This window comes from Nocardioides sp. (assembly GCF_036274455.1).
In the GTDB taxonomy this organism is placed as follows: Bacteria; Actinomycetota; Actinomycetes; order Propionibacteriales; family Nocardioidaceae; genus Nocardioides.
This window is the reverse complement of sequence record NZ_DASUFR010000015.1, coordinates 1-17,627: the sequence shown is the minus strand read 5'-3', so window position 1 is coordinate 17,627 and position 17,627 is coordinate 1. Positions and strand designations below refer to the sequence as shown.

The 17,627-nt window shown below is 71.8% G+C and carries 20 protein-coding genes; 9 read left to right on the top strand and 11 right to left on the bottom strand.

Features of this window, described 5'->3' with window-relative positions; translation table 11 throughout:
• From VFV89_RS01445 to VFV89_RS01420, 6 genes are all read right to left on the bottom strand, one after another.
• Nucleotides 1-1,190, bottom strand: a 1,190-nt coding sequence (locus VFV89_RS01445; protein ID WP_329704110.1) for an ABC transporter transmembrane domain-containing protein, incomplete at its 3' end; no start/stop codon positions are given.
• Nucleotides 1,187-2,218: a cytochrome d ubiquinol oxidase subunit II gene (cydB, locus tag VFV89_RS01440; protein WP_329704109.1), complete on the bottom strand. Its 1,032-nt coding sequence runs from the start codon at nt 2,216-2,218 to the stop codon at nt 1,187-1,189. The genes VFV89_RS01445 and cydB, both read right to left, overlap by 4 nt.
• Nucleotides 2,219-2,238: 20 nt before the next feature.
• Nucleotides 2,239-3,675, bottom strand: coding sequence for a cytochrome ubiquinol oxidase subunit I (locus VFV89_RS01435; RefSeq protein ID WP_329704108.1), 1,437 nt, complete (start codon nt 3,673-3,675; stop codon nt 2,239-2,241).
• Between the two features lie 279 nt (nt 3,676-3,954).
• Nucleotides 3,955-4,932, bottom strand: a complete 978-nt coding sequence (locus VFV89_RS01430; protein WP_329704107.1) for an Acg family FMN-binding oxidoreductase — start codon at nt 4,930-4,932, stop codon at nt 3,955-3,957.
• Nucleotides 4,929-5,366: a hypothetical protein gene (locus VFV89_RS01425; RefSeq protein WP_329704106.1), complete on the bottom strand. Its 438-nt coding sequence runs from the start codon at nt 5,364-5,366 to the stop codon at nt 4,929-4,931. Before VFV89_RS01425 ends, VFV89_RS01430 begins: the two co-directional genes overlap by 4 nt.
• Nucleotides 5,367-5,466: 100 nt before the next feature.
• On the bottom strand, nt 5,467-6,054 hold the full coding sequence (locus VFV89_RS01420; RefSeq protein WP_329704105.1) for an HPP family protein: 588 nt from the start codon (nt 6,052-6,054) through the stop codon (nt 5,467-5,469).
• 139 nt (nt 6,055-6,193) lie between these two features.
• On the opposite strand from VFV89_RS01420, the gene VFV89_RS01415 reads away from it, so the two are divergent.
• The gene (locus VFV89_RS01415) at nt 6,194-6,874 is read left to right on the top strand and encodes a response regulator transcription factor (protein ID WP_329704104.1); all 681 of its coding nucleotides are present in this window, start codon (nt 6,194-6,196) and stop codon (nt 6,872-6,874) included.
• A 30-nt stretch (nt 6,875-6,904) separates the two neighbouring features.
• Here the strand turns inward: VFV89_RS01415 and VFV89_RS01410 are convergent, their stop codons facing one another.
• Nucleotides 6,905-7,315, bottom strand: coding sequence for a pyridoxamine 5'-phosphate oxidase family protein (locus VFV89_RS01410; RefSeq protein ID WP_329704103.1), 411 nt, complete (start codon nt 7,313-7,315; stop codon nt 6,905-6,907).
• Nucleotides 7,316-7,469: 154 nt separating this feature from the next.
• Here VFV89_RS01410 and VFV89_RS01405 point away from each other — a divergent pair, with 154 nt between their 5' ends.
• On the top strand, nt 7,470-9,194 hold the full coding sequence (locus VFV89_RS01405) for a GAF domain-containing protein (protein ID WP_329704102.1): 1,725 nt from the start codon (nt 7,470-7,472) through the stop codon (nt 9,192-9,194).
• Nucleotide 9,195: 1 nt separating this feature from the next.
• Here VFV89_RS01405 and VFV89_RS01400 read toward each other — a convergent pair whose 3' ends face one another.
• The gene (locus VFV89_RS01400) at nt 9,196-9,759 is read right to left on the bottom strand and encodes a hypothetical protein (protein WP_329704101.1); all 564 of its coding nucleotides are present in this window, start codon (nt 9,757-9,759) and stop codon (nt 9,196-9,198) included.
• Between the two features lie 155 nt (nt 9,760-9,914).
• Between VFV89_RS01400 and VFV89_RS01395 the strand changes: the two genes are divergently transcribed.
• The 4 genes from VFV89_RS01395 to VFV89_RS01380 all read left to right on the top strand — a co-directional run bounded on the left by VFV89_RS01395 (nt 9,915) and on the right by VFV89_RS01380 (nt 13,253).
• Entirely contained in the window at nt 9,915-10,865 is a 951-nt protein-coding gene (locus VFV89_RS01395; RefSeq protein WP_329704100.1) for a carbamate kinase, read from the top strand.
• 119 nt (nt 10,866-10,984) lie between these two features.
• Nucleotides 10,985-11,425, top strand: coding sequence for a pyridoxamine 5'-phosphate oxidase family protein (locus VFV89_RS01390; RefSeq protein WP_329704099.1), 441 nt, complete (start codon nt 10,985-10,987; stop codon nt 11,423-11,425).
• Nucleotides 11,422-12,228, top strand: coding sequence for a universal stress protein (locus VFV89_RS01385; RefSeq protein WP_329704098.1), 807 nt, complete (start codon nt 11,422-11,424; stop codon nt 12,226-12,228). Before VFV89_RS01390 ends, VFV89_RS01385 begins: the two co-directional genes overlap by 4 nt.
• Before the next feature lie 98 nt (nt 12,229-12,326).
• Nucleotides 12,327-13,253: a universal stress protein gene (locus VFV89_RS01380; RefSeq protein ID WP_329704097.1), complete on the top strand. Its 927-nt coding sequence runs from the start codon at nt 12,327-12,329 to the stop codon at nt 13,251-13,253.
• Between the two features lie 82 nt (nt 13,254-13,335).
• Here VFV89_RS01380 and VFV89_RS01375 read toward each other — a convergent pair whose 3' ends face one another.
• A complete protein-coding gene (locus VFV89_RS01375) occupies nt 13,336-14,367 on the bottom strand; it encodes a zinc-dependent alcohol dehydrogenase family protein (RefSeq protein WP_329704096.1) in 1,032 nt (343 codons plus the stop codon).
• A 250-nt stretch (nt 14,368-14,617) separates the two neighbouring features.
• Between VFV89_RS01375 and VFV89_RS01370 the strand changes: the two genes are divergently transcribed.
• Nucleotides 14,618-14,887, top strand: coding sequence for a dsRBD fold-containing protein (locus VFV89_RS01370; RefSeq protein ID WP_329704095.1), 270 nt, complete (start codon nt 14,618-14,620; stop codon nt 14,885-14,887).
• A 56-nt stretch (nt 14,888-14,943) separates the two neighbouring features.
• On the opposite strand, the gene VFV89_RS01365 is transcribed toward VFV89_RS01370, so the two are convergent.
• Together VFV89_RS01365 and VFV89_RS01360 are read right to left on the bottom strand one after the other, a co-directional pair.
• Complete coding sequence (locus VFV89_RS01365; RefSeq protein ID WP_329704094.1) at nt 14,944-15,150, bottom strand: hypothetical protein; 207 nt, start codon at nt 15,148-15,150, stop codon at nt 14,944-14,946.
• 80 nt (nt 15,151-15,230) lie between these two features.
• Complete coding sequence (locus VFV89_RS01360; protein ID WP_329704093.1) at nt 15,231-16,115, bottom strand: universal stress protein; 885 nt, start codon at nt 16,113-16,115, stop codon at nt 15,231-15,233.
• Between the two features lie 127 nt (nt 16,116-16,242).
• On the opposite strand from VFV89_RS01360, the gene VFV89_RS01355 reads away from it, so the two are divergent.
• A complete protein-coding gene (locus VFV89_RS01355; RefSeq protein ID WP_329704092.1) occupies nt 16,243-17,184 on the top strand; it encodes a universal stress protein in 942 nt (313 codons plus the stop codon).
• A 65-nt stretch (nt 17,185-17,249) separates the two neighbouring features.
• The coding region (locus VFV89_RS01350) for a response regulator transcription factor (RefSeq protein ID WP_329704091.1) at nt 17,250-17,627 on the top strand (378 nt) is incomplete at its 3' end.

Below are 17,627 nucleotides of genomic sequence, written 5' to 3'. Positions count from 1 at the left end.
CGCTGCCACTCGGGGCCGCCGACCGGAGCTCCGTCGGCGGTCACGGTCCCGGCGCTGAGCGGGAGCAGCCCGGCCAGCGCGTCGAGGAGGGTCGACTTTCCGCAGCCGCTGGGGCCGGTCACCACGGTGACACCGCGGGCGGGGACGACCGCGTCGAGCCGGCGTACGGCGGGCGCGGTGCGGCCGGGGTGGGTCACCGAGACGCCGCTGAGGACCAGGGCGGCACCGTCGGGCGCCGGCCCGCCCGACGCGGGCATGGGGTCGGCGTCGAGCAGGTCCCGGACGGCCTCGAAGGTCGCCACACCCTCGGCCGCGGCGTGGAACTCGGCGCCGACCCGGCGCAACGGCCAGTAGGCCTCGGGGGCCAGGAGCAGGACGACGAGCGCGGTGTGCAACCCGAGGGACCCCTGGGCGAGCCGGACACCGGCGGTGACCGCGACCAGGGCCACCGACAACGTGGCCACGAGCTCGAGCACCAGTGAGGAGGAGAACGCGATCCGCAGGGTCCGCATCGTGGCGACCCGGTAGCGGTCGGTGACCTGCGCGATCCGGGCGGACTGCGCCCGTGCGCGGCGGTGCACCACCAGCGTGGGCAGGCCGCGGACGACGTCGAGGAAGTGGCCCGAGAGCGAGGCCAGCTCGCGCCACTGCTCGCGCGCCCGGTCCCGCGTCGCCAGCCCGACGAGCGCACCGAAGACGGGCACCAGCGGCAGGGTCGCGAGCACGATGACGGCGCTCAGCAGGTCCTGGGTCGCCATCACGACCACCGTGAGCGGCGGCAGCACCGAGGCGAGCACCAGCGCGGGCAGGTAGCGCGTGAGGTAGGGCTCGGCGGCGGACACGCCCCTGGTGGCGAGCACCGCGACCTCGCCGCTGGCACCGGGCAGGTCGCGGTGAACGGCGGCCGCGGTCAACCGGCGACGGAGCGAGGTGCCCACGATCGAGGCCGCCCGGGACGCGGAGACGTCGCCGACCAGGCCGGTCAGGCCCCGGGCCGCGAGCACCGACGCGAGCAGCAGGGCCGGCTCGGTGAGGTCACGGCCGTCCAGGACGGCCAGCACGAGTCCCGTGACGGCCCACGCCTGCGCGACCACGAGCACACCGGCGACGACCCCGGCCGTCACGACCACCAGCAGCTGGCGCCGCGCGGGGGCCAGCTGCCGGCGGAGCCACGGGTCGGAGGGCCTCATCCGGCCGGGGCCGTCGGTCGTGCGGTGCTCGGGGACGCCGGGATGTGGTCGACCGAGATCCGCTTGCGGAACACCCAGTAGGTCCAGCCCTGGTAGAGCAGCACCAGCGGCGTGAAGATCAGGGCGACCACGGTCATGATCGTCAGCGTGTAGTGCGTGGCCGACGCGTTGGTCGTGGTCAGCGAGACGCCGTCGGCCAGCGTGGTCGGCATGACGTCCGGGAACAGCGCCAGGAACAGGCCGGCGACGCCCAGGGCGATGGCGACGAAGGTGCCGAGGAACGCCCAGCCCTCCCGGCCCACGCTGGCGGCGAAGAGGCCGGCCAGCAGCGCCGCCGCGGCCACTGCGAAGGCGATGCCCGAGGCGATGGTGCCGGTCTCGACCTGGGTCCAGACGAGGAACACCACGGCGACCACCGCCGCCGCGCCTCCGACCTGGACTGCGAGCCGGCCGGCGTCCTGCCGGATCCGCCCGTCGGTCTTGAGCGCGATGAACATGGCGCCGTGGGTGACGAACAGGAGCAGCGTCATGACCCCGCCGACGAGGGCGTAGCCGTTGAGGAGGTTGAAGAAGCCGCCGACGTACTCCTTGTCGGCGTCGATCGGGACGCCTCGGACGATGTTGGCGAAGGCCACGCCCCACAGGACCGAGGGGACCAGCGAGCCGATGATGATCGCCAGGTCCCAGTTGCGGTGCCATCTCGGGTCGTCGCGCTTGGCGCGGTACTCGAAGGCGAGCCCGCGCACGATGAGGGCGAGCAGGATCAGCAGCAGTGGCAGGTAGAAGCCGCTGAACAGGGTGGCGTACCACTCGGGGAAGGCTGCGAACGTCGCACCGCCGGCGACGAGCAGCCACACCTCGTTGCCGTCCCAGACCGGGCCGATCGTGTTGATCAGGACGCGACGCTCGGTGTCGTCCTTGGCGAGCACCGGCAGCAACATGCCGACCCCGAAGTCGAACCCCTCGAGGCAGAAGTAGCCGATCCACAGGATGGCGATGAGGATGAACCAGACGGTGGTGAGCTCCATGGTGTTGTCTCCTGGCCTCGTCAGTAGGCGAACGCGAGCGGCTTGTCCTCGTCGGACCCGCCGGTCGGGGGCGGCTCGAACGGGTCGGCGCCGCGCCGGATGTAGAGCAGCATCAGCCGTACCTCGATGAAGGCCAGGACGGCGTACAGGACGCCGAGCGCGGTGAGGGAGGTCGTGACCTGGGCGGCGCTCACGCCTGGCGAGTCACCGTTCACCGTGGTCATCAGGCCGAAGACCACCCAGGGCTGCCGGCCCACCTCGGTGAAGATCCAGCCGAAGGAGTTGGCGAAGACCGGCAGGAACGGCAGCGACACCGCAGCCCATTTCAAGAGCCGGCCCCGAGGGATCCGCTCGCGTCTGGTGGCCCACAGGATCCAGACGGCGACCGCGGCCGCCAGCAACCCCAGCCCGATCATGAGCCGGAACGTCCAGTACGACAGCGGGATGTTCGGCGTGTAGTCGCCGGGGGAGTAGTACGCCGCGCCCGGGTCCTGGCCATAGGTCTGCTGGTACTGCTCGCGGAGCTGGTTGATGCCCTCGACGGTGCCGTCACTGTGGCCGGTCGCCAGGAAGGAGAGCAACCCGGGGATCTTGATCGAGAACTTCTCCTCCGACCCGTCGAGGCTCCCGATGGTGAGGACCGAGAAGCCGGCCGACGACTCGGTGTCGTAGAGCGCCTCCGCGGCGGCCATCTTCATGGGCTGGACGTCGGTCATGATCTTGCCCTGGGTGTCACCCGAGATCGCCACGCCGAGACCGGCCACCAGCAGCACGGCCGCTCCGGTGCGCACGCCGCGCAGGTAGAGCGAGCGGTCCTCGGCGGCCGTCGTGTCCCGGGTCATCAACCAGAAGGAGATGCCGACCACGAACGCCGCCCCGGTCAGGTAGGCCGCCAGGACCACGTGCGGGAAGGTGACCAGCTGCACCTTGTTGAACATCACCGCCGCGAAGTCGTGCATCTCTGCGCGCCCGGTCTTCGGGTTGAACTCATAGCCCACCGGGTGCTGCATCCACGAGTTGGCCGCGAGGATGAAGTACGCCGAGAACAGCGTGCCCACGTGCACGATCCAGATGCATCCGGCGTGCAGCCCCGGCCGCAGCCGGTCCCAGCCGAAGATCCACAGGCCGAGGAAGGTCGACTCGAGGAAGAAGGCCAGCAGCCCCTCGACGGCGAGCGGGGCGCCGAAGATGTCACCGACGAACCGCGAGTAGTCGCTCCAGTTCATGCCGAACTGGAACTCCTGGACGATCCCCGTGACGACGCCGATCGCGAAGTTGATCAGGAACAGCTTCCCGAAGAATCTGGTCAGCCGGAGCCATTGCTCGTTCTTCGTACGCAGCCACGCCGTCTCGTAGCCGGCGACGATCGCCGAGAGGCCGATCGTGATCGGGACGAACAGGAAGTGGTAGACGGTGAGGATGGCGAACTGCCATCGCGCGATGTCGGTGGGGTCCACGGGCGGCTCTCCTGACGGGCGTGGGTGGCGGTCCGGCTCACTCTAGGAACCGACGTGGTGCGCTCCCATGGCGCCGGGTCCCGGTGCGGCGGGACCTTGGTCCTGCCGACTTGACATGGAGGCTCTGGTCCGTAAATGGACCGCTGATGGGGTTTGCGGAGGGAGATCGGCACCTGGTGCCGGAGATCCTCGGCAAAGCCGGGGTCCGGCGGCGGGTTGCGGCGTGCTACGCGCGCGGCCGCCCACCCAGATCAGTCACGGCGTGCACCCAGCGTCGGATCACGCCGTCTCCAGCACCTCGTCCACGGGTCGGCGCGGCGTCGGGGCCAGCGGGCTGCGGCTGATCGCCTGCCAGCCCACGCGCACGAGGAGCAGCGGGTGAGCGAGGCCGCCGAGGACCTCGAGCCGCAGTGCGTCCCGGGTCTCCGGCACCTCCACCACCTGGCTGAGGGGGACCAGGGACAGGCTCTCGCGGGTCGCCTCGAGCCACATCGCGCTGAGTGCCTCGCCGGCCCGGAGCCACGCCGGTACGTCGTCGGTGGGCGCGCACACGACGATCAGCCCATCCGAGCCCTCGAGCTCATCGCCGGCCATGTCGGTCACCAGGCCGCCGCGGAACCGCCCGGGTCGGTGCGCGGGAACGTCCGAGGGGGCCGGGATCACCGCCGACGGAACGCCGTCGCCGGCACCGTGGTCCAGCCACACCTGCTGCTCGTGCTGCACGGCCGGGTCGCCGGCCTGGAGCTCCAGGGCCCGGTTCACCAGCCGCTCGGCCCGGAACCGCTCGGTCACGTCGGTCAGCGGCAGGGCGTGGCTGCTCCACGCGCTCGCTTGGGCGGCGAGGTGGGTGAGCCGTTCGTCGGGCACCGGCCACGAGGTGAACCGACGCCGGTCGGTGCAGCGCCGGGCCACCGCCTCGAGCAGCTGTGCGGCCCGGGGCGAGGGCTGGCTGGCCTGCAGCTCGACCCGGGCGAGGAGGTCTGGCTGCCCGGGGTCGGGGAGCCGCGACACGTGGGCGACGAGGCCGAGCGCCTCCGCGACCACCTGCGCGTGGTGGAGGACCGCCCCACAGCTGATGACCAGGTCCCGTCCGTCCGGGTCGGCGCCGCCCAGCTGGCGCGAGCGGTCGGCGTACAGGTCGAGTGAGCTGTCGACGGCGCGCCACCTCCAGGGCTGGGTGTTGTGGACGCTGGGCGCCCGCTGGGCGAGCTCGACGACCCGCTGCAGGGTGCGAGCTGACCCTGTTGAGGTGCTCATGACTGCTCCCTCTCGAGTCGCAGGTCGCGGGACGCGAGCCAGCAGAGCAGGGCCAGGGCCGGCAGGCTCCACGCCCAGACCCACCAACCGAAGAGCATCAGGAGGACGTGGAACGTGATCACGGCGATCCAGCCGATCCGCGCTGCCCGGCCGCCGACGAGGAGCAGCGTGCCGGCGGTGATCTCACCGACCATCAGGAGAAGGCCGTAGACCGACGGGGCGGCCATCACGATGTCCTGCCACCCCGAGCGGACGAAGCCGAACAGCCCGTGGTCGGCGAAGTGCTCGTAGACCTGCGGGTCGGCGGCCACCAGACCGAGGTGCACGCCTCCCATGACGAGGAAGAAGCCGCCCACCAGGCTCCGGCCGAGCCCGCTGTGGCGACGCGCACGGCTCGGCAGCCTGTGCAGGGGTGGTGCCTGGGTGATGGTCACGGTCTGTCCTCGGTGTGCTGAGAATCGGTGAGTCAAAGACAACCCGGGCCGGCGCAGGGTGCACAGGGCCGATGGTCCCGACCCGCCGGGCATCTGGGTGTCAGGTCCGGACGACCTCGACCACGCCCGGCACCGTCCTGGCCACCAGGACCGCCGTCTCGCCGTCTGCGGAGCCGTCCGGTCCGGTCAGGGACACGACGCCGTCCCGCACCTCCGCGAGCCACTCGCCCAGCCCCACGGAGGTCAGCAGCTCGTCGACGTCGCTCGCCAGGTCGTCGTCGGCGCGGGCGAGCACGCGGACCACGTCGCTGCGGCTGAGCATGCCGACCACACGACCGTCGCCGCCGACGACCGGCACGCTCTTGATCGTCGTCGACGTGAGCAGCTCGACGACGTCCGCCAGGTCGTCCTCGGGGTGCACGGTGATGGCGTGCGGGCTCATCACCTGTGCGACCAGCATGGGACGGTCGAGCCACTCGTGCACGGGCACCTCGTGAGCACGCCGGTCGGGGGCCACGATGTCCTTGATGAGGTCTGCCTCGCTGACCACTCCGTGCAGGGCGCCGTCCCGGCCCACCACGGGCAGCGAGGTGATCCGGTGCTCCGCCAGCAGGCCGAGCGCGGTCTTGACCGGGGTCGACTCCGTGACGGTCACCGGATCCGGGGTCATCAGCTCACGCGCCAGCATGATCGGCTCCTCTCGAGAGTCGTGGCTCGACGCCTCCACGATCCCTTGCTGGTGTGACCCGGAGCAGGGACCAACGTCCCGACCGGAGCGGGCACATCAGCCCGGTTTCGTCCGCACCGCAAGGCCTAGGGTTGTGACCGTGACCAACGCTCCTGAGGCCGGGTCCACGGACCAGGCCGTCCCCGACACCATCCGGGTCTTCCTGCTCGATGACCACGAGCTCGTCCGCAGGGGCATCCGCGAGCTCCTCGAGGAGGAGGGCGACATCGAGGTCGTAGGAGAGTCCGGCTCCGCCCAGGAGGCGGCGCGCCGCATCCCGGCGCTCCGCCCCGACGTCGCCATCCTCGACGGCCGGCTGCCTGACGGGTCGGGTATCGACGTCTGTCGGGAGGTCCGCTCGCTGGACGCGAACATCAAGGCGCTCATCCTGACGTCGTACGACGACGACGACGCCCTCTTCTCCGCGATCATGGCGGGTGCGGCCGGCTACATCCTCAAGCAGGTGCGGGGCAACGACTTCGTCGACATCGTGCGACGGGTCGCCGCGGGCCAGTCGATGCTGGACCCGGCCATCACGGCCCAGGTCCTCGAGCGGGTGCGCTCCGGGCCGCCCAAGGACAAGGCGCTCGAGGGGCTCACCGACCAGGAGCTCAAGATCCTGGAGCTGATCGGCGAAGGGTTGACCAACCGGCAGATCGGCGAGCGGATGTACCTCGCCGAGAAGACGGTCAAGAACTACGTGTCCTCGATGCTGGCCAAGCTCGGGCTGGCCAGCCGCACCCAGGCCGCCATCTTCGCGACCAAGCACTCGACCGAGTGACGCACGCGGCCGAGTGACGCCGATCCCGGTTCAGTCCGAGCCGAGGATCCGTCGGCCGGTGACCTCGCCGACCTCGATGCGGAGCTGCAGGCTGCGCGGCCCGCTCACCCACACGTCCGGTCCGCCCTCGCTCGAGGGCGAGGAGTACTCGAAGTGGGCGCGTCCGCGCATCAGCACGCTCCACCCCTGACGGGTGTCCTCGTCGAAGGAGTCGACCTGGAAGGCGACCATCGTGTCCTCGCACTCACGGGCGGCCTCGGAGTAGGCCTTGGTCCGGATCATCACGCTCTTGCCGTCCGCGGTGAAGTTGACAGGGATGACGGTGGGGCCGTGCGGACCCGACCACGCCAGCCGCCCCACCGGCCGGGACATCGCCAGCTCCCAGCAGTCCTCGGTCGAGAGGTCGACCAGCCATCGCGAGGTCGTCGGGTCGGTGCTCATCGCGCACTCCTTCGTCGTCAGGTTCCAGACTGTCGGCTCGCTGCGAGTCGTCGGCAGGACCACTCGCCCTGCCTGACCGGGACCTTGGGCCCCCGAACGTGCCTACTGTTAGTTTGAAGCAGCCTCGGGCGTTCGGATCCCAGGGAGGGGAGACATGGATCGCGGCGGCGACCATCGGGCGGACCGGCCCGGGTCCGGGCTGGGGGACGTCGAGTTCGACGACCTGCTCCGCGAGGTGCTGGGCCGGGTCCAGGGTGTCCTCGACGAGCAGGCCCGGCTGCGGCTCCTGCTCGACGCCGTCGTCTCCATGGCCGCCGACCTCACCCTCGACGGCGTGCTGAGCCGCATCGTGTCCATTGCGAGCACGCTGGTGGACGCGAGGTATGCCGCTCTGGGGGTGCTGGACGTCGGGCCGGAGCGCAGACTGCGCACGTTCATCCACCACGGCATGGACCCTGATGTGGTCGTGCAGATCGGCCACCTGCCGACCGGCCACGGCCTGCTGGGGCTCCTGATCGACGACCCGCGGCCGATCCGGCTCCACGACATCGCCGCTCACCCGGCGTCGTACGGCTTCCCGGAGCACCACCCGCCGATGACGTCGTTCCTCGGGGTGCCGGTGCGGATCCGGGACCACGTCTTCGGGAACCTCTACCTCACCGAGAAGGCGGGTGGCGGTGACTTCACCGACAACGACGAGAACGTCGTGATCGCGCTGGCCGCCGCCGCCGGCGTGGCGATCGAGAACGCCCGGCTCTATGAGGAGGCCGAGCAGCGACAGCGGTGGCTGACGGCCGCTGCCGAGATCACCACCCTCCTCGTCGACGACCCGGGCAACGACGAGGCGCTGCAGGCCATTGCCGACCGCGCCCGCGAGGTGTCCGGGGCCGACGTCGCCTGGATCGTGACGGGATCCGATGCAGAGACCCTGGAGCTCCGGATCGTCTCCGGCGCACCTGCTGACCCGACCGCGATGCGCTCCCTGCCCATGGAGAAGTCCCTCGCGAGCCGGGTTGTGCAGTCGGGCGAGACCCTCGTCGTGCCTGACCTGGAACTGGAGCCGGGCGCGGTGAACCCGTCGATGATGGCCGGCTGGCCGCGTCTCGGTCCGATCATCGTCCTGCCCCTGCGGACCGTCGACGGTGTCGAAGGAGTGCTGTCCCTGGCCTGGACACCCGAGCGCGCGGACAGCTTCGTCATGGTGGACGCAGCCCTGCCGGCCAGCTTCGCCGAGCAGGCGGCGTTGGCGGTCGAGGTGGCCAAGGGACGCGCCGACCGGCAGCGGCTGACCCTCTTCGAGGACCGCGACCGGATCGCACGGGACCTGCACGACCTGGTCATCCAGCGGCTCTTCGCGGTCGGGCTGAGCCTGGAGAGCAGCTCCCGGCTGGTTACGGATCCCGAGGTATCGGCTCGGCTCGAACACGCCGTGGACGACCTCGACAGCACGATCAAGGAGATCCGCCGCACCATCTTCGCCCTGGGCTCGATGGGACGAGCCACGGACGTGCAGACCGAGATCGAGCGGATCGTCGACCGGGCGAAGGCAATGTTGAAGTTCCGGCCGGGGTTGCGCATCGAGGGCCCGTTGCGCAACACGGTGTCGACCGAGGTCGTGCCCGACCTCCTGGCGGTGCTCGGGGAGTCGCTGTCGAACGCCGCCCGGCACGCCGAGGCCACCTCGGTCCACGTGCTGGTGTCGGCCGGCGACCAGATCGTGCTGACCGTCGTCGACGACGGCAAGGGGATGGACGAGGGCGTGCTCGAGAGCGGCCTGGGCAACATGCGTCAGCGCGCGGAGAAGCACGGAGGCAGCTTCGAGGTGCGCTCAGGAAAGGACGCCGGGACCACGGTCACCTGGGCGGTCCCGGCTCGCTGACTCAGCCGCCGCCCCGCGTGGCGATTCGTGCTGCAGCCCGGTCCACCAGCTCGGTCCCGAGGCGGCGTCCCCACTCGACCGCTCGCTGGGTCTCGCCATCGACCAGTGGCCCACGGATGTCCTCGACGAGGAAGCCGACCGGTTTGCCGATCGAGCTGAGACCGCGCCTGCGTGCCAGGTGTGCCGCCGTCGGCCCGGCAGCCTTCGGCAGCCAGCGCACCTTGGCGACCCTGGTGTCGAAGGTCGCCACCACGGGAGCGTGGTCGGCGTCGATGGTGACGAAGTCCAGCCACTCGCGAACGCCCACGTCGGTGTGCTCGGCCTTCGAGCCCTGGCGAACCGCGTCCGCGCGAGTGCTGGCGCGGCTGAGGCTGAACGCGTGCGTGGGTCCACCCACGACGAGCAGGTCCAGGTCGGGGGGCAGGTGGACCGGGGCGGCCCAGACCTCGACGAGCGTGGTCTCGACGTCCTCGAGCTCCAGGCCGCGTGCCACGGCAGCGGCCACCTGAGCGGTGTTGCCGAACATCGACTCGTGGACGACCAGGGCGCGGAGCGGATTGTTCATGGTTACTCCTCCGGAGCGTGGGTGTGCACCTCACGCTCTCGCCCGGCTCGGCGGCGCGGGAGAGGCCCAGGTCGACGTGGGTCGGGCCCTTGGTCCTGATGGGCTGATGGCCTTCGCCTCGGGACGGAGCGCACCACCGGGCGAAGGCTGGCCCCATGAGGATCGTCGTGGCCCTTGGCGGCAACGCGCTGCTCGCGCACGGCCTGGAGCCGACCATGGCCCACCAGCGCGAGGCGATAGGAGCAGCGAGCACGGCTCTGGCCAGCGTTGCGACCGAGCACCAGCTCGTGATCACGCACGGGAACGGTCCGCAGGTCGGGTTGCTGGCGCGTCAGGCGGCGGCGTACGACGCGGACACGGACTTCACCCTCGACGTGCTCGATGCCGAGAGCGCAGGGATGGTCGGTTACCTCGTGGAGCAGGAGGTCGGCAACCGGCTGCCCGCCGGCCGCGGTGCCGTCACGGTGCTGACCACCACCCTGGTGGCGCGGGACGATCGCGCCTTCGCGCACCCGACGACGTTCGTCGGCCCCGTCTACGACGCCGAACAGGCCCGTCGCCTCGAGCAGTACCGCGGATGGACCGTCCGGCGCGACGGCGCGTGGTTCCGGCGTGTGGTGCCCACACCGGCACCCCTCGCCGTGGAGCCGATCCAGCCCATCGGCGTGCTCCTCGACCTGGGCTACGTCGTGATCTGCGGAGCCGGGGGAGGGGTCCCGGTCCGCGTCGGCCCACACGGCCTGGAGGGTGTGGAGGCTGTCGTGGACAAGGATGCGGTGAGTGCCCTCATCGCAGAGCAGCTCGCTGCCGACCTGCTGGTTATCGCCACGGACGTGCCGGGCGTCTACGAGGGCTGGGGCGGCCCCGCCGCCCACCAGCTGCGCCTCGTCGACCTCGTGGACCTGGACCTGACGGCACTCGATGCCGGATCCATGCGACCCAAGGTCGAGGCGGCCGGCCGGTTCGCCCGCAGCGGGGGGCGTGCGGTGATCGGGTCGCTGCCCGACCTCGAGGCGCTCGTGGCCGGTGGTGCGGGAACCCAGGTCGTCGACTCGTCGGTCGCACTCCGAGCCGCCGCCGACGCGGCCAGAGTCCGGCACGGCTGACCCCTTGCCGTCGCAGAGCTTGTGAGGCAGTCCCGAGAGCTGGGGACCAACGGCTCTGACCCGGTCCGTCGCCGCCACCTAGCGTCGACCCCATCCCGGACGAAGGCGGTGAGACGACCATGAGCGCGACCTACGACGAACCCGTCGCCGAGCTGACGATCGAGGAGTGCTGGGAGCTGCTCGATCTCGAGGAGTTCGGCCGGCTGGCCTACCGCCTCGTGGACGAGGTGCACGTGGTGCCCATCAACTATGTCGTCGACTCCGGCGCTCTCCTCTTCCGCACCGCGTCGGGCAACAAGCTGCTCGCGGCCGCCCTGCACTCCGATGTCGCCTTCGAGATCGACTGGCACGACGACGACACCGCGTGGTCCGTGGTCGTGCGCGGGCGGTTGCGCCGTCTCCCGGAGGACGAGGCGGACCGCGTGGAGGGCAGGCTGCTCGAGCCGTGGGTGTCCGCGCTGAGGTACGACGTCGTCGAGATCACCCCGGAGACCGTGAGCGGCCGCCGGTTCCACCTCCGTCGCCCCGGTGTCGGGGCCGACCAGCAGGTCCGGGCATGACCGCGCAAGGCGAGGCGACGCTGGCGCCCGTCGTCGCCGGGGTCGATCGCGCCACCTGCGCCGCCGGGGTGGAGTACGCCGCGACGGAGGCCAGACGGACCGGCCGGCCCCTCGACCTGGTCCACGTCGCCCCGGTGGGCAACGGGTGGCTCGCGCTGATCGGCCAGGACGCGTTGCGCTTGGCGCGGTCCCGCGCGGTCGTCCAGGCCGGAGAGCGGGTTCCGGTGCGAACCGTGCTCCAGCGCGGCGACGTCGTCGAGGAGCTGGCCCGCTCCGCCGCGGCCGCTGCGCTCGTGATCGTCGAACAGCTGCCTCCGCACCAGCAGCGACGCCGCAGCCGCGCCGTCGCCGCCGAGCTGGCCGCGCGGGTCGACGCACCGATGGTCGCCGTACCTGCTGACTGGGTCGCCCGGAGCGGCTCGATCGTCACCGTCGGCTTCGACCCGCTCGCCCCGGACGACGTCGCGCTGGCCGCGGCGGTCAGGGAGGCCAGGCTGCGGCGCGCGACGCTCCGGGTCGTCGTGTCCGGTGCTCGGGGTGACCTCGACGACCGTCTCGACGGCCTCGGTGCCGACGCCTGCGAGCTGGCGGTCGAGGGGGCGACCGGTGACCCGGTGGCGGCCCTGCGCCGCGCGGCCCGCACCTCGAGCCTGCTGGTGGTGGGTCGGCATGCCCCCACACCACCCCGGCCGTCCCGGCTCGGTGCCGTGAGCTGGTCGGTGCTCCAGGACCCGCCCTGCCCCGTCCTGCTGACCCCGCCGGGGCACGTGCACCACCTCGGTGGTTCGGCCGGTGCGGCATAACGGTCGTGACCAAGGTCCCGCGCGGGACCTGACCATCGCCCCTCACGACCGCGACACCGCCGGATGAGGCTGGTGTCAGAACCAATCGAGGAGGCGTCATGACCACCATCAACCGTCCCGTCGTGGTCGGTGTCGACGGCGAGCCCGGCAGTGCCGGTGCGCTGCGGTACGCGGTCGTGGAGGCTCGGCGGCGCGGCACGTCGCTGGAGTTGGTCCACGTCGTGCCGACGTACTTGAGCCTGGGGCCGGCCGTGCCCCTGACCGACCTCCACGAGGTCGGCGAGGAGATCCTCCGCACCGCCTCGGAGACGGTCCGTGAGCTGGACCCCGACCTGTACTTCACGACCCTGATCGCGCACGACGACCGTCGAGCCGGGATGGTGCGGGCGGCCGAGGTCGAGAACGCCCAGCTGGTCGTCGTGGGCCGGGAGAGCCGGCAGGGCCTGGACCGGGTGCTCAGCGGCACTGCGACCGCGGGCATCGCCGCACACACACCGTGCGACGTCGCGGTCGTCCCGTCGTTCTGGGTGAACGGCGAGCCGCGGCGCCGGGTGGTCGTGGGGATCAAGTCTCGCCACGGGAGCTACCTCCTGCTCTCGCGGGCCTTCGCCGAGGCTGCGGCCCGCGAGGCGTCCCTCACCGTCGTCACGGCCTGGGAGCTGGCGGACCCCTACTTCGACCGCGTCGAGGCACGCACCCACGCCCAGGAGTGGCAGGCCGAGGGCGAGACCGTCATCGAGGAGATCACGGCCGAGTGGCGTGAGAAGTACCCGGACGTCGAGCTCCAGACCCACATCGTCCACGGACCGCCCGGCCGGGTCCTGCTCGACGCCAGTGGAGAGAGCGACCTCCTGGTCATCTCGCGGCGTCGCTTCGCGCTCCCGCCGTACGGACACATCGGAGGTGTCGGCCACGACGTGCTGAGGCTGAGCGAGGTCCCCGTCCTGGTCGTGCCGTACGCCGCGGACCCGCCGACGGTCGACGCGGAGCTGGTGCTCGAGGAGGCCGGCGCCCCGCTCAAGTGAGAGCGGGCGAGATGCCGCACCGGGGCCGGCCCCCGGTCCAGCGGTCGGCCAGCAACCTGCCACGACGGCCGCCAACGTCCGCTCAGTCACCAGCCGGATAGCCGGTGATGACCGCCGAGCCCGCGAGCCGGTCGTGTGCCAGGTCTGCGAGCGCGCGATCGACCGCGTCGAAGGGGTACTCGGTCACGCGGACGTCGACGCCCACCCGCGGCGCGAGGCGCAACAGCTCCTCGCCGTCGGCGCGCGTGTTCGCGGTGACGCTGGTCAGCGTCTTCTCCAGGAACAGGTGGCGGTCGTAGTCGAAGCCCGGGACATCGGTCATGTGGATGCCCGCCAGCGCCACCGTGCCGCCACGCCCGACGGCCCCGAGGGCCTCGGGCACGAGCTCCCCGGCCGGGGCGAACACGATGGCCGAGTCGAGCGGCACGGGCGGCACCTCGCCGGGAGCACCGCTCCAGGCGGCTCCGAGCTCGGCAGCCAGGGCCGCGCCCCGGTCACCCCGGGTGACGACGAACAGCTCCGCACCCTGGGCGCGGGCGACCTGAGCGGTGATGTGCGCGCTCGAGCCGAAGCCGTAGAGGCCGAGCCGGCCACCCGGCGGCAGCTGGGCACGCCTCAGCGCGCGGTAGCCGATGATGCCCGCACACAGCAGCGGTGCCAGGGAGGTGTCCGGGGGTCCCTCGGGCAGCCGGTAGGCGAACGCGGCTGGCACCACGGCGTACTCGGCGAAGCCACCGTCGGCGTCCCACCCGGTGTACGCCGAGTCGGGGCAGAGGTTCTCCGCACCCGACCGGCACCAGCGGCAGTGGCCACAGGTGCCGCGCAACCAGGCCACACCGACCCGGTCGCCCTGCTCGAACCGCTGCTGACGGGAGCCGGAGCCGACGACTCGTCCCACGGCCTGGTGACCCGGCACGGTTGCCGGTCGCCGAGGAGCCAGGTCGCCCTCGGCGAGGTGGAGGTCGGTGCGGCACAGGCCGCACGCGCTGACCCGGATCAGGACCTCGTCCGGGGCCGGTCTGGGAACCACACGGCGCTCCTCGACGAGGGGAGCGGTGGCGACTGGCCCGGGCGAGCGGACTGCCCAGGCCCGCATCGGGGGCCCGGTCTCCATCCGGCCAGTCTGGCCCACCGGGCCGGTCAGCGACCCGGCCGGTCGTCACCCCGGTCCGGGACCTCCGACCCTGCCGGGCTCACTGCCGTCCGCGGTGAGATGGGGGGACAACAGAACCGTTTCGGTCGTGGCGCCGGTCGCCGACCCCGATCACGCATCCGTGGGTCCGCCCCCAGGCGTCATGAGAGACCCGTCCGGCCGGGGCCGCGGAACGCTTGGCCGGACGGGTCGAACCATCGAGGAGGACGTCATGGAGATCTCGACCCAGACCTGGACAGTCGAGCTGTTGCTGACCGAGCAGGACGGCGTGACCCACGCCGAGGCCCGGCTGCACACCGGGTTGCCGTCGCCCCTGACCGCGACCGGCGACGCGCGGCTCTCTCCTCACGACCCGGTCGACGTCGCGGAGATCGGCTACGAGCTGGCGGCGGCCCGGGCGCTCACCAACCTGGGCCGGACCCTGCTGGAGACGGCCACCGACGACGTTCAGGGGCTGCTCCACGACCTGCACCAGGCCTGACGCGACTCCCGGGCGAAGCGGCGAGGCTGCCGTCCTCGTTCGGACGCGCTCGCCGCTCAGGAGTCGGAGCTCCCGAGCTGGTCGAGGCGGTTCAGCAGCTGCTCGCGCAGCAGGACGACGTTGAAGCGGACGTCGTCGCCCATCTCGGTCTTCAGTGCTGCTGCGCTCTGCCGCCACAGCCGGCGCAGCTGTCGCCGCGACAGGCCACGCAGGAGATCGCCCAGCTGGTCGGGCGTGAACGACGGGTGACGCACGCGCGACATGATCACGTCGGTCGGGCCCGGTTGGCGCGGCGGTGGCTCTGCGCCAGCCCACAGGTGCCACTCCGGATGGGTCCACATGGTCACACCGGCTCTCCGACCTGGACCGGGACGACGACGGTGGGACACGGCGAACGGTCGACGATGCTGCTCCGGACGTGTCCGAACGGCGACTCGTGCAGTCCCGTCGGGTGGTGCTGTCCGACGACCAGCAGATGCATCCGCTCAGCCAGGTCGAGCAGCTTGCGGACCGGACGGCCCGGCAGCAGGAGTGTGTGCGCCCAGACGTCCGGGTAGCGCTCCGCGTAGCCGCTCGCGGTCTCGGCGAGGTCGCATCGCAGCTCCTCCTGGTCGCCTCGGGCGCCGCGACTCGCGTGCGCGATCGTGACCGGCAGGTCGTGGACCGACGCGTACCGGTAGGCGAACTCGAGAACGGCGTCCTCCGGATGGTCGACCCGGACACCGGCGAGAACACCTTGCCGCACGGTCCCGAGGTTGTGGTCGGGGACGACCACCACCGGGCACGAGGTGCGCCTGGCGAGCCAGGTCCCCACCTGGCCGGTCGGCACCGAGCGGCTGATCCCGTGCCCCCGGGACCCGGTGACCACCAGTGACGCGGTGCTGCTGAGGTGGACGAGCTCGGGGGCTGCGTCCTCCATCACCACGAGCGGAGTCACCCTCAGCGAGGGATGGCGTGCCGTGACCCGGTCGGTCGCCTCGGCCACCAGCGCCTGGCCCTGACGCTCCATCTCGATCAGCGTCGGCTCGGTGAGCGCGTCGGCATGGTCCAGCCAGGTGGTCCCCGCCGTGCCGAGGGAGCCCGTCGCGTGGACGACCACCAACGGACGCCGCTCCTTGGCCGCATGGTCGGCGGCCCAGTCCAGAGCCAGGTGGGCGACCGGCGTCTTGTCGATCCCGGCGACGACGGCTCCGGCGGGTAGCTGCGGATCAGGGTGTCGTGCGCTCATGACGCCAGCGTCGCGGCGTCATGCACACCGGGGGTACGGACCGAGGTCGGGACGACGAGGGACCAAGGACCCTCAGCATCGGACGAGTGCGATGCAAAGGTCGTGTCAGCAGAGAGAAGGAGCTGCGATGACCATGATCGATGCCGAGGCAGCCATCCTCCTGGGAGTCCCGCCGCACGGTCGGCTGTCCGACGGAACCATCTCGTTCGTCGTCGACACGGCCGAGCGGCTGGACCTGGGGCTCGAGCTGATGCACGTCGTGCCGACCACGGTGGGCGGGGTGACCGGGACCTTCGAGGTGGGGGTGGCGTTCGAGTCGCTGGTAGCCGACGGGCGGGCAGGCCTCGACCAGGCCATGGCTCGCGTCAAGGAACAGGCCGGGGACCGGGTCCCGCTGGAGGCGGTGCTCGTCCGCGGCGGCGTGACGCCGAGGCTCATCGAGCGCAGCCGGTCGGCGCAGCTCGTGGTGCTCGAGCACCGTCACGTCGGGCGCTGGCAACGGATCAGCGAGGGGTCGGTCACCTCCGGCGTCGCCGCGCGTGCGCACGCTCCGGTCGTGTCGGTCCCGGCCGGCTGGCACCCGGCGCACCGCAACCTCCCCGTCACGGTCGGGGTCGAGGACCCGCACCGTGCCCAGGCAGAGGTCTGGACCGGGCTGGCCATGGCCGCCGCCACCGACGTGCCGTTGCGCCTCCTGCGGGTGGCCTACCTGTCGGAGGCACATCAGGAGGTCCTGCGCCGCGAGGTGAACAAGGACGACCTCCTCGTGGTTGCGCGTGAGGAGCTGGAGCGGGATGCCGACCTTCCGGACAGCGTCCGCGAGCAGGTGCCCTGCACATTCGAGGTGCGTTGGGGCAGACCAGCAGACGTCCTCGTCGAGGCCACCTCCGCCTCCTCCCTGGTGGTCGTCGCGCGGCGTGACCCGCTGCTGCCGTTCGGCTCACACCTGGGACCGGTGGTCCGCCAGCTGCTCCAGGCCGCCGAGGGGCCGGTGATGGTGGTCGAGCCGACGCTCGAGCGGACCGTGGTGCCCGAGCCGGCGTCGCTCGCGACGGCGGTGCGGGGTTGACCCGCCCGGGCCGGGGCCCGCGCGGTACGGCGAGCCGGTCGGGTCCGCGGCCTACGCTCGACGGCGTGGTGCACCTCCTGCTCGTCGAGGACGACGAAGCGATCCGCCGCAGCCTCGCGCGCGGGCTCACCGAGCAGGGCGCCACCGTGTCGGTGGTGGGCTCGGCGGTCGAAGCGGTGAAGGCGCTGGCGACCGAGCGCCCCGACGCAGTGATGCTCGACCTGGGGCTCCCGGACCTCGACGGAGCCGACGTGCTTGCGCTGATCCGTGCCCAGAGTGCCCTGCCCGTCGTGATCGCCACCGCACGGGACGACGAGCGTGAAGTGGTGCGCCTCCTCGACGCCGGCGCCGACGACTACCTGGTCAAGCCGTTCTCGGCGGCCCAGGCGATGGCCCGCGTCCGGGCGGTCCTGCGGCGTACGGCGCAGGCCGAGCCCGACGAG